The sequence below is a fragment of the Chryseobacterium sp. 2P genome (assembly GCF_059579425.1).
Genome location: NZ_CM184194.1, coordinates 905,551 through 917,593, shown reverse-complemented (window position 1 = coordinate 917,593; position 12,043 = coordinate 905,551). Strand labels below are relative to the sequence as shown.

Here is a 12,043-nt window from a genome sequence, read left to right as displayed (position 1 = left end):
AAAGAAAAATGTTTCGTTACGGAATTTCATTTAAAATAATATTCCACAGTTTGTTATTGTAACTTCTGAAAAAATTGATGTGTCCTATTTCACCTTTTTCCGATTCAGAAGTTTTCACAAGTCTGTAAGTTGGCTTAAGGTTCGGATAGGTATCATTCATAAGACTTTTTACGCCTTTTTCTGTGAGCCAGGCATCGTCTTCAGCACGAATAACAAATACCTTTTGTCTTAAACTTTTAGAATAATCATCAATTTTTTCCAGTAAACCGTTGGTCGATTTTCTGTTTAAAATTAAGGTTCTCCAGTCATATGCGCAATTTTTCGGGAGACTTTCTCCGAGTCCGAACCAATTTCCGGGGAAGTAGCCTAATAATGCGGTAGTTAGAGGCTGGGCAATTCCAAAACCAAGATAAGCTTCTATTTTCGTTTTGAATTTTAAATGTCCCACAAAAGCATTCTGGGTTCCCACGAAGAAAAATTCTTCAAAAATTTCAGCATCTTTATTCATTCCTAAAATTAAAGCACCTACGGAATGTCCCAGGCAATATTTCTGATAATCATTAAAATTTTTCTGAATATAATCTGTAACTGCTTTAAAATCTTTCGAACCCCAGATTCTCATGGAAGCATGAAATCCTCTCATATTTTCAGGTTTTGAAAGCCCGATTCCACGATAATCGTAAGTGATGACCGTAAATCCGTTTTCGGAAAAAAATTTGGCAAAGGAAAAATAAATCTGTTGTTTTACCCCGGTTGCAGAGTTGATAAGCAATAGTTTACGATTGCTTTTTTCAGGCAAAAACAGATGGGCAGCTATTGAAACATTATCAGATGTAGTAAATGTAAGCTTTTTCATGGTAAAAGAAAAAATCCACTATAAAAGTGGAAATTTTACTTTATATTTTATGTTAAGTTTAAAACTTTCGATATGTAGCAAATAGCTTATGAAATAAAATCTGAAAGTCTGGGAAGACAACATTGAGAGCCTTTTGATTCAGAAACTCTTGCCGAAACTTCATTCCCGAATTTCACACACTCCGCTATCGAATTTTTATGGCACAAAGCAATAGAAAATCCTACCGTAAAAGCATCTCCCATTCCCATTTTATAAGCAGTTTTATCCTTGTCGTTTCTACAGTATTTCATTTCTGTACCGTCGAAATAAATGGTAGAATTAATGTCGTCTCGTACAAAAACTTTATTAAAATATTTTTTAAGAATTTCTTCTCTCTGCTCTTCTCCGAAAACGATATGCAGTTCATTGCTTTTTACCACAAGAAAATCTACATTATTTAGAATTTCATCGCTCAGACGCTGTGCAGGTGAAGCATACATACCTACTTTTTTACCATATTTCTTGGCTTTTTTTACGGTATACTCAATCACTTTCATAGAAACTTCAAGCTGAAGAAGAACAAGATCTGCTGTATGAAAATATTTATCTGCCGCTTCCACATGTTCTACACTAAGATAGTTATTGGCTGCGGGAACCACAACAATTGCCGCGTTTCCGTCTGAGGTAGTTACATAAGCTGTACCGGTTGACTCACGATCTGTTTCGAAGACAAAGCCTACATTCACATTTTCGTTCACCATATTTCTCATGATCTGCTGACCAAGCGGATCCATACCCACACAGCCTACAAAGTAGACGCTTGCTCCCAAACGTGCTGCACCAACTGCCTGATTGGCTCCCTTTCCACCAAAGTAACTTTCGGATTTTCGGGCAATAACCGTTTCGTTCTCACAGGGAACTTTTTCGGTTTCTAAAACAAGATCAATCGAAGAGCTTCCTACAACGATAATTCTTGGCTGTTCTGAGGAAAAATTCATTAGTGTTTCTTAATGGTTTAATATTCCGTGATTTGTACAAATTTATAATATGAAATTAGAATTTCAAAAAAAATTAATGACTATTAACTAATTTCAATAAATTCTGTGATGATTTTTACAGGATTGTTATTTTTATCGCAGGCGATGTAACTTGCATAAAAACCTTCACCATATCCTGTTTCAAAAGCAAAAATAGTTCCCGGATGGTTTTCAGACGGCTTTAAAAAAGCAAACTGATCGATTGCTCCTTTTTCATCAAAGAAATATTCATGAAAAAATTCTTCATAAATCCCCATAAAATCGACTCCTTTGCTGTGATACAGTCTTTGTTCGAGCTCGTTAAGATTATTCTGTGTATCCACATCCATAAAGCAGCCCATCCCGCTTTCTACAGGATATCCGAAAACTTCTCCTTCCTCAAGATCTTTAATATTCTGTCCTTCTGTCGTTGCCAGTTTCCAGTCTGTAATTTCCGACTGGCTAAAAATAATTTCGGCATACGCCACACAATTGCTTTCCCTTTCCTTATGCAGTAAAACCGAAAAATCTCCCTTCGGAAATGTTATGGAGAAAGGTTTCATGTCATTTATAATCAGAGGATCACAGGCAACAAGTTTTCCGCTGGAAAGATAAATTTTCCCAACTTCAAAGCTTTCCAGTAACGGGCTTTCTACGAAGTTTTTGGAGAACAGTTTTTTGATGTTTTCTATGTGTGTCATGTCATATTTAGGCTAAGATTTAGGTTAAAGCTAAGCTTAAGACTCAGCTTTAACCTAAACCTTATTATTATAAACTTTTCAGCTTCTCTTCCAAAATTGCAATTTTGTCAAGAGCGTCTTTTTGCTTTTTTCGTTCCGTCTCAACAACTTCAGGTTTTGCGTTGGCAACAAATTTTTCATTGGAAAGTTTTTTATCTACAGAGATCAAAAATCCTTTCAGATATTTTAATTCTTCTTCTGTTTTCGTTTTCTCTTCTCCCAAATCTAAATTTTCACTTAATGGAATTGAAATTTCTGTTGCGCCTACCAAAAATGTAAAGCTCGGCTTATCCGTTTTTGTTCCGAAATGAATTTCTGAAACATTGGCCAATTTCTTAATCACTGATTCGTTAGGAAATTCTGAAGCATTGGTATAAACTTCTACAGGATCTTTAGGTGAAACCCCTTTAGTTGTCTGACGGTAATTTCTAACGCCGGAAATAATTTCTGAAGCAAATTCAAACTTTCGAATTATTTCTTCATTAAATTCGCCTGCTTTTTTCTGCTGCGCAATAACCAATGCTTCCTCTGCTTTTCTTTCAGATATTAATTGCCAGATTTCTTCTGACTGGAAAGGTAAAAACGGATGAACCTGCTTCATTAATTCCTCAAAAAGCTCAACTGTTTTGTTATAAACATCTTTTGAAATACCTTCACCGTAGTTTGGTTTAATTGATTCAAGATAATAACCGCAGAAATCATCCCAAATTAATTTATAAATTAAATGTAAAGCATCAGAAATTCTGAACTTTTCAAACTGATCGTTGATCTCAGCAATTGTTTTATTTAATTTATTTTCAAACCATTCAATTGCCTGAAGTTCTGTTGAATTGGCAGGCTTATCTTCATGGTTCCACATATTGATCAATCGGAAAGCACTCCAGATCTTTGACATGAAGTTTCTTCCCTGAAGCATCAAATCTTCATCAAAAAGAAGGTCGTTTCCGGCTGCAGAACTTAATAAAATTCCTACACGAACTCCGTCTGCTCCATATTTATCCATTAATTCCAGCGGATCCGGTGAATTTCCTAAAGATTTAGACATCTTTCTTCGCTGCTTATCTCTTACAATCCCTGTGAAATAAACATTTTTAAACGGAACTTCTTTTCTGTACTCCAGTCCTGCCATAATCATTCTTGCCACCCAGAAGAAAATAATATCCGGACCTGTTACTAGGTCTGAAGTCGGGTAATAATAACTGATGTCTTTGTTTTCAGGATCAAGCAACCCATCGAAAACCGACATTGGCCATAACCATGATGAGAACCATGTATCAAGAGCGTCTTCGTCTTGTTTTAAATTTTGAATTTCGAGTTCAGGGTTTTGAGTTTTCTCTTTGGCTAATGCCAAAGCTTCTTCGATAGTTTCTGCAACAACGAAATCGTTTTCTCCGTCACCATAATAGAACGCAGGAATTTGCTGTCCCCACCAAAGCTGTCGGGAAATATTCCAGTCGCGGATGTTTTCCATCCAGTGTTTGTAGGTATTTTTAAACTTTTCAGGATAAAATTTAACCTCATCATCCATTACAACATCCAAAGCTGGTTTTGCAATTTCAGACATTTTCAGGAACCACTGTACAGAAACTTTAGGCTCGATTACCGCACCAGTTCTTTCTGAAGTTCCTACTTTATTTACGTAATCTTCTGCTTTCAGCAAAAGATCTTTTTCTTCCAGTTCTTTCGCAATCTGCTTTCTTACCTCGAATCTGTTTTTTCTGGCGTAGTGTAAACCGTGATCGTTCAGATTTCCGTCATCATCTAAAGCATCAATCATCTGGAGATTATGTTTCTGTCCTATTTCGTAGTCATTGATGTCATGAGCAGGCGTAATTTTCAAAGCCCCTGTTCCGAATTCAATATCCACATATTCGTCCTCGATAATCGGAATTACCCTGTTAACGATTGGTACGATTACTTTTTTACCTTTTAAATGAGCGTATCTCTCATCATTAGGATTGATACACACTGCAGTATCCCCGAAAATGGTTTCAGGACGTGTTGTGGCAACCGAAAGGAATTCTTCTGATCCCTCAATGGCATATTTCAGGAAATATAATTTTCCGTTCTGTTCTTTAAAGATTACTTCTTCATCAGAAATGTTGGTTTTTGCTTCGGGATCCCAGTTGACCATTCTGTACCCACGGTAAATCAATCCTTTATTGTAAAGATCAACAAAAGATTTAATTACCTGTTGAGAAAGTTTCGGCTCCATGGTGAAGCGGGTTCTGTCCCAGTCGCATGAACATCCTAATTTTTTAAGCTGCTCAAGAATTGTTCCTCCGTATTTATCAGTCCATTCCCAGGCGTGCTTTAAAAACTCTTCTCTTGTAATATCAGATTTATTGACTCCTTCAGACTTCAGTTTAGCAACCACTTTCGCTTCTGTAGCAATAGAAGCATGATCTGTTCCCGGAACCCAGCAAGCATTAAAGCCCTGCATTCTTGCACGACGGACCAGCACATCCTGAATGGTATTGTTAAGCATATGCCCCATGTGCAAAATCCCCGTAACGTTTGGCGGAGGAATTACAACAGTATAAGGCGGCTTGTCATTGGGTTCTGAATGGAAGTATTTATTTTCCAACCAGTAATTGTACCACTTTTGTTCTGTTTCCTGTGGATTGTACTTTTCTGAAATCTGCATAAATTCTTTTACTTTAATTTACAATTTGCAAAAATAGTCTAAAGAAAAATATTTTAAGTATGAATTAAAATAATTTTTAACTTTGTTTCTCAAAATTTATCTAACAACATATTTAATATTCAAGAATATGAAAAAATTAATCGCAGGAATTGCATTATTCGGAACCTTCGCTCTTGCATCTGCACAAACGATTACGTTTGACAAAACTACTTTCGACTACGGAAATGTAAAACCAGGTTCAGACGGCATCAGGTTTTTCACGGTAACCAATACGGGAGACAAGCCTCTTATCTTATCGAATGTAAAAGCATCTTGCGGATGTACAACGCCTGAATTCAGCCAGGATCCGATTCTGCCGGGAAAATCAGCTAAAATAAAGGTAGGATACAATACCGGAATTAATGGTGGTTTCAACAAAATGATTGAAGTATTTTCTAACGATCCTGTAAACAGCAGAAGCGTAATCTACATTAAAGGAAACGTAGATCCAAATGCTCCGGATCCAAAACCATTGACTCCTGAGGAATTGAAGGCTAAAGCTAAAGAAGAGAAAGCTGCGGCTAAAGCTGCAAAGAAGGAAGCAAAAAAAGCGGCTAAAGCTGCTGCTAAAACTGCTGCATAATGGTAAAATCTTTACTAAAATAAATGAAACCGTCTCATGGAGGCGGTTTTTTTATTACATTTATATTTAAGTTAATTGATGGTTAGCGGTTTTTAACTATGGATTGCGGCCAAAATTAATCTTTAATCTTTTAATAATTTAAAATAAACATGGACACTAACTTTTCAGACGATTTTTTGGTAAAAGGAAAATTTTCCATTAAAAAAGCTTCAACGGAGTACAAAGGAAAACTTACCAAAGAAGAAGGCGAACAATTATTATTAAATGAAAAAGAAAAACTTCGTGAGCTTCAGGAGAAGTTATATTCGGATGGAAGCCGGTCTCTCTTGGTGGTACTTCAGGCAATGGATGCTGCAGGAAAAGACAGCATGATTGAGCACGTTTTCGGGGGAGTAAATCCGCAAGGCTGCAATGTGACGAGCTTCAAAACTCCTACTTCGAAAGAATACTCGCATGATTTTTTGTGGAGACATTATTTGGCACTACCCCAAAAAGGGATGATCGGAATTTTTAACCGTTCTCATTATGAAAGTGTATTGGTCTGTAAAGTTCATCCTGAGTATAATTTAAGCGAAAAAACATGGAAATCTGTTAAAGATTTTGATGATAAATTCTGGGAAAACCGCTATGAAAGCATCAGAAATTTTGAAAAGCATCTTGCCCAAAACGGAACGACCGTTATAAAAATATTCCTGAATGTTTCTAAGGACGAGCAAAAGAAAAGACTTCTGGACAGAATTAACGAACAGGAAAAAAACTGGAAATTTTCCACCGCGGATCTTCCGGAGAGAGCTTTATTCGATAAATATATGGAATGCTATGAAACAGCAATTAATGAAACTTCAAAAGATTACGCGCCTTGGTATGTTCTTCCTGCTGATAACAAATGGTTTGCAAGAGTTGCCGCGATACAGATTATTATTGATGCTTTGGAAAAAATGAATCTGCAGTATCCTAAATTGTCTGAAGAGGATCGTAAAGATTTAGAAGAAGCAAAAAAACAACTTGAAAGCGAGAAATAAATTGGAGGGAAGACGGGAGCCTGAAGATGGAGGTTTAAATGATTTCGTTAAAAACTTCCTTCTTACAGCCTCTAACTTCCAACTCTTAAAAAACCACGAGAAAATCTATAAGCCGGATTTTGTTCTTCCGAAGAAGTGCCTGTTATTTATCTGCATCTTACATTGCTGCAAAACTTTAGCTGATTACCCCTCGGCTTTCAGAGCGAGCAACTCCTATTTTCATTGCTGAAAAGAACCGATATACTTATCATTGCACCACAAAGAGTTTACCTGATTTCACTACAGCCGAACTGTACATCCTTTCTGTTGCACTTGTCCTACCCTCGCGGGTGACGGAGGTTATCCGCTTTGCTGCTCTACGGTGTCCGGACTTTCCTACCTCCCGTGAAACGGGAAATCAACAAGCCGATTTTCTCGTGGCTGCAAAGATAGCAAAATGTGAATTAAATCCACATTTTGTGGATTGTGAATTGTCAATTAAATTCATTCTCAATTTATAAAGCTTTAAAATCACTTTAATGAAAAGAAAAAATTCACCATTCAATTACTAAGTAAAATTGACAATTGACTAATAATTATTATCTTCGTGCTACAAAAATTAAACATCCCAATTGGCTTCAAAGGAAAAGGAATTTGCGCAGCTTATTAAGGATAATCAGGGTCTGATTATTAAGGTTTCGCGTCTTTACACCAATTCTTTGGAGGACGAGGAAGATCTTTTTCAGGAAATTGTGTTACAATTGTGGAGAAGTTATGACTCATTTAAAGGAAATTCCAAAATTTCTACGTGGATGTACCGTGTTGCTTTAAATACCGCTATCACCCTTTTCAGAAAAAAAAGCAAAAGTTTACAGACTAATGAATTAGACATCAACCATGCAGATTTTGTGGAAGATGATGACGAAAAACAGCAACAGGTATCACTTTTGTATACAGTAATCAAAACGCTTCCCAATGTGGAAAGAGCAATCGTGATGATGTATCTGGATGATTTGCCTTATAAGGATATTGCAGAAAACCTCGGGATAACCGAAGTAAATGCGCGTGTGAAAATGAACAGATTAAAGAAAACCCTTAAAGAACAGATGGAAAAATATGCCTGAATTTGATTTAGACAGCTTTAAGAAAACATGGCAGGAACAGCCTGTTCAGGAAAAATACAACAACAATGAGATTCTTCAGATGCTCAACAAAAAATCACGAAATTATGTGAAGTATATTTTCTGGATCAGTGTTTTCGAGTTTTTATTCTTTACATTAATAGGATTATTCTACATCATTCAGGGAAAGGAATCCAACTCTTTCATTAATATTCTTACAAAGCTGGGCGTACAGAAAACTTCGGAATTAGAAAATACGTTCGACAATATTTATCTCGTATTAAAAGTTTTAAGTTTAGCCATCACAGCTTATTTTGTCCTTAAATTTTATCAGAATTACAAGGTTATAAAAATTGAGGAAAATCTTAAAAAGTTTATTCTTAAGATCATTAAATTTAAGAAGACAGTTAACGCCTTTATTTTAATTAATATTGCATTATTAATCACTTTTACCTCTATTTTCACAATCTTTGTTTTTTATATCTTAAATACTCAGAATGTAGAAATTACCAATTCTACGCTAATAGGATTCGTAGCAGGTATTATCATAAGTACTGTTTTTACAGTAATAATGGTATGGCTGTATTACAGGGTTGTTTATGGAATTATCATTAAAAAACTGGATAAGAATTTAACTCAGTTAAAAGAAATCGATTCGCAGGAAATTTAAACTGAAAACTGCAGGAATTTAAGATATTATTGTTAATTTTATTTAACCAAATCTTTTATTCTATGCAAATATCCTATGTTCATGGTGCTTCCGACATTTCTTTATTGGGTGAAACCATCGGAAATAACCTGAAACACACGGTTGAAAAATTTCCTAATCACGAAGCATTAATCTGTGTACATCAAAATTACCGCGCTACCTATCAGGAATTTTACAATCAGACAACAGCCGTTGCAAAAGCACTGATTTTTCTGGGAGCAAAATCCGGAGACCGCATCGGAATCTGGTCTACCAACCGTTACGAATGGGTTCTTTTACAATATGCAACCGCAAGAATCGGAGTTATTTTAGTTAATATCAATCCTGCTTACAGAACCAGTGAACTGATCTTTGTAATCAATCAGTCTGAAATGTCCCATATTTTTTCGTCTCTGGCTTTCAAATCCAGCGATTATAAACAAATGATTGCCGATGCAAGAGAGTTTTGTGTCACCTTAAAATCCGAAGTTTTCTTTGATGACAATTGGGAAGAGTTTTTAAATAACGGACAGCATATTTCTGATGATACACTCCACAGTTTTGAGGAGCATGTTCAGTTTGATGATCCTGTGAATATTCAATATACTTCAGGAACGACGGGTTTTCCGAAAGGAGTTACGCTTTCTCATCATAATATTTTAAATAACGGATATTTTATCGGAATTCGGTTAAAGTATACCGAAAAAGACAGAGTTTGCATTCCCGTTCCTTTTTATCACTGTTTCGGAATGGTGATCGGAAACATCTGCTGTACTGCTCACGGAGCCTGTATGGTAATTCCGAATGACAGTTTTGATCCTGAAATCACTTTAAAAGTTGTTTCTGACGAAAAATGTACCTCGCTTTACGGAGTTCCGACCATGTTTATTGCAGAATTAGCCGTAAAAAATTTCGAAACCTTTGATTTTTCAAGTTTAAGAACAGGCGTAATGGCAGGCTCAGTCTGCCCTCCGGAAATTATGAAAAAAGTGGAAAGTCTCATGAATATTAAAGAAATGAGCATCTGCTACGGAATGACGGAAACCTCCCCTGTTTCTACACAAACTCTTATCGGAACCCCATTTGAAAAGCAGGTGAATACGGTAGGAACGGTTCAGGATCATCTGGAAATAAAAATCGTTGATGAAAACGGAAAAATCGTTATCCGTGGCGAACACGGAGAATTGTGTACAAGAGGATATTCTGTAATGCTGAAATACTGGAACGATCCCGAAAACACAAGAAAAGTTCTGGATGAGGGAAGATGGATGCACACAGGAGATATGGCGGTTATGGATGAAGAAGGCTATATTACCATTTCCGGAAGGATAAAAGATCTGATTATCCGCGGCGGTGAAAATATTTCTCCGAAAGAAATTGAAGACTTTTTGTATACATACCCGAATATTCTTGATGTTCAGATCATCGGAGTTCCGAGCGAGAAATTCGGAGAAGAAGTGATGGCGTGGGTGAAAGTGAGAAAAGGTTTTCAGGTAACGGAAGAAGAACTTTTAAACTATTGCAAAGGCAGAATTGCCCATTATAAAGTTCCGAAATACTGGAAGTTTGTGGATGAATTCCCGATGACGATTTCCGGAAAAGTACGAAAAGTGGAAATGCGGGAAGTTTCTGTAAAGGAATTGGGATTAGATAAGGCAAAGATTTAAAGATCTTGTCATTTGTAGCGAAGAATCCACTTTACAAATGGAGATTCTTTCAACTTCGTTCGAATCTTTTCAGGCTGTTTCAGAATGAGATACAACTTTATGGATAATTAAAAAACAATAAAAAAAGCAGTTCGATTGAACTGCTTTTCTATTTTATAATTCTTTTCTTAATCTCGCTACCGGAATATTAAGCTGTTCACGGTATTTTGCAATCGTTCTTCTGGCGATATTGTAGCCCTGCTCTTTCAGAATAACCACTAAAGCATCATCCGTTAATGGTTTTCTTTTATTTTCTTTGCTGATCACTTCCTGAAGATGCATTTTGATTTCTTTTGTAGAAACTTCCTCTCCGTCATCGTTCGTTAAACTATCCGAGAACAGATCTTTAAGGTAAATAATTCCGTTCGGCGTATCGGCATATTTACTTTTTACCACCCTTGAAATCGTTGAAATATCGAAGCCAGTAATATCGGCAATATCTTTAAGAATCATGGGTCTCAAAGATTTTTCATCTCCGGTAAGGAAATAGTCTTTCTGAAATTTTACAATGGCTGTAATGGTTTGCAATAATGTATTCTGGCGCTGATTAATGGCATCAATATACCATTTTGCCGCATCTAATTTCTGCTTGATGAACAAAGCCGCCTGTTTGTGTTCTGCTGAATTTTTATCGTGAGAATAAGTAGATAAAATATCTTTGTATTCTTCAGAAACTCTTAAAGTAGGTGCATTTTTGCTGTTCAGCATCGGAATAACCTGTCCGTCTTTCACCTGAATTACAAAATCCGGGATAATTTCCTGATTAATGGTAATGGTTTGCGTATCAAAGTTACCCCCCACTTTTGGAGATAATTTTGAAATTTCATCCAGAGCGTCTCTCAGATCTTCTTCCTCTATATCATACTTCTGAATGATCTTGTTATAGTGTTTGTTGGTAAGTGCATCAAACTGATGTCTCAGAATACTGGCAGCCAGAGAAACCGCTTTATCTGAGCTTACTTTTTTCTCAATCTGCAGCAAAAGACATTCCTGAAGACCTCTTGCTCCCACACCGGGCGGATCAAGTTTCTGTACATAGTTTTCCAGAATATCTTCTACATTTTCTCTCGTTGTATAAATTCCCTGAGAAAACGCAAGGTCATCAACAATAGATTTTATTTCTCTTCTTAAATATCCGTCTGTATCGAGATTTCCGATAAGATACTCTGCGATTTTAAGATCTTCTTTGTTAATATTGGCAAGATTAATCTGTTCCATCAGATAATCGTACAAAGACTGCCCTTCTGTCAGAAGACTTTCATTATCAAATTCCTCATCGTCTGATGAATAGTTGCTGGATGCTGTTTTATAACTTGGTTCGTCGTCGTAAAGATATTGATCTACATCAAAATCCGTTTCAATACTTTCCGTTCCTTCTGTTTCATACGTATCTTCGAGAGAAGAATAATCATCTTCCTTAGATTCTTCTTTTGCGATCTCCAATGCCGGATTTTCTTCTAACTCCCTCTCAAGTTCCTCTTCAAACTCCAGTGTGTGAAGCTGGATCAACTTCATTAACTGGATTTGCTGGGGAGCCAGCTTTTGTCCTAATTTGAGTTGTAAGTGTTGTTTTAGCATATTACTAGTTGGTGTTTTAACATAACATATTTTACGAATTTAATACTTTTTTTTGACAAAATTAAATTTTAGCACGATTTTTGTACTCA

General features: G+C 36.2%; 10 protein-coding genes and 1 other RNA gene. 5 read left to right on the top strand and 6 right to left on the bottom strand.

What is annotated here, in order from left to right; genetic code table 11:
- Positions 1-16: 16 nt before the first annotated feature.
- The 4 genes from AC52CF_RS04105 to AC52CF_RS04090 form a co-directional block, all read right to left on the bottom strand.
- Positions 17-856, bottom strand: coding sequence for an alpha/beta hydrolase family protein (locus AC52CF_RS04105; protein WP_214590661.1), 840 nt, complete (start codon positions 854-856; stop codon positions 17-19).
- Between the two features lie 86 nt (positions 857-942).
- Positions 943-1,833, bottom strand: coding sequence for a PfkB family carbohydrate kinase (locus AC52CF_RS04100; RefSeq protein ID WP_214590662.1), 891 nt, complete (start codon positions 1,831-1,833; stop codon positions 943-945).
- A gap of 83 nt (positions 1,834-1,916) precedes the next feature.
- The gene (locus AC52CF_RS04095; protein WP_496517897.1) at positions 1,917-2,552 is read right to left on the bottom strand and encodes a DUF4241 domain-containing protein; all 636 of its coding nucleotides are present in this window, start codon (positions 2,550-2,552) and stop codon (positions 1,917-1,919) included.
- Between the two features lie 67 nt (positions 2,553-2,619).
- A complete protein-coding gene (locus tag AC52CF_RS04090; RefSeq protein ID WP_214590664.1) occupies positions 2,620-5,238 on the bottom strand; it encodes a valine--tRNA ligase in 2,619 nt (872 codons plus the stop codon).
- A gap of 127 nt (positions 5,239-5,365) precedes the next feature.
- Between AC52CF_RS04090 and AC52CF_RS04085 the strand changes: the two genes are divergently transcribed.
- On the top strand, positions 5,366-5,860 hold the full coding sequence (locus AC52CF_RS04085) for a DUF1573 domain-containing protein (protein WP_214590665.1): 495 nt from the start codon (positions 5,366-5,368) through the stop codon (positions 5,858-5,860).
- Positions 5,861-6,009: 149 nt separating this feature from the next.
- Positions 6,010-6,882 (top strand): polyphosphate kinase 2 family protein, encoded by an 873-nt coding sequence (locus AC52CF_RS04080; RefSeq protein ID WP_496517896.1) that lies wholly within the window; start codon positions 6,010-6,012, stop codon positions 6,880-6,882.
- 92 nt (positions 6,883-6,974) lie between these two features.
- Here the strand turns inward: AC52CF_RS04080 and rnpB are convergent.
- Positions 6,975-7,299, bottom strand: an RNA gene (rnpB, locus tag AC52CF_RS04075) — RNase P RNA component class A.
- A 194-nt stretch (positions 7,300-7,493) separates the two neighbouring features.
- Here rnpB and AC52CF_RS04070 point away from each other — a divergent pair.
- The 3 genes from AC52CF_RS04070 to AC52CF_RS04060 all read left to right on the top strand — a co-directional run bounded on the left by AC52CF_RS04070 (position 7,494) and on the right by AC52CF_RS04060 (position 10,337).
- Entirely contained in the window at positions 7,494-7,985 is a 492-nt protein-coding gene (locus tag AC52CF_RS04070) for an RNA polymerase sigma factor (protein ID WP_076396001.1), read from the top strand.
- Positions 7,978-8,652, top strand: coding sequence for a DUF8845 family protein (locus tag AC52CF_RS04065; protein WP_214590667.1), 675 nt, complete (start codon positions 7,978-7,980; stop codon positions 8,650-8,652). Before AC52CF_RS04070 ends, AC52CF_RS04065 begins: the two co-directional genes overlap by 8 nt.
- 62 nt (positions 8,653-8,714) lie before the next feature.
- Positions 8,715-10,337, top strand: a complete 1,623-nt coding sequence (locus AC52CF_RS04060) for an AMP-binding protein (protein WP_496517895.1) — start codon at positions 8,715-8,717, stop codon at positions 10,335-10,337.
- A gap of 153 nt (positions 10,338-10,490) precedes the next feature.
- Here AC52CF_RS04060 and rpoN read toward each other — a convergent pair whose 3' ends face one another.
- Entirely contained in the window at positions 10,491-11,954 is a 1,464-nt protein-coding gene (rpoN, locus tag AC52CF_RS04055) for an RNA polymerase factor sigma-54 (protein ID WP_235129818.1), read from the bottom strand.
- Between the last annotated feature and the right edge of the window lie 89 nt (positions 11,955-12,043).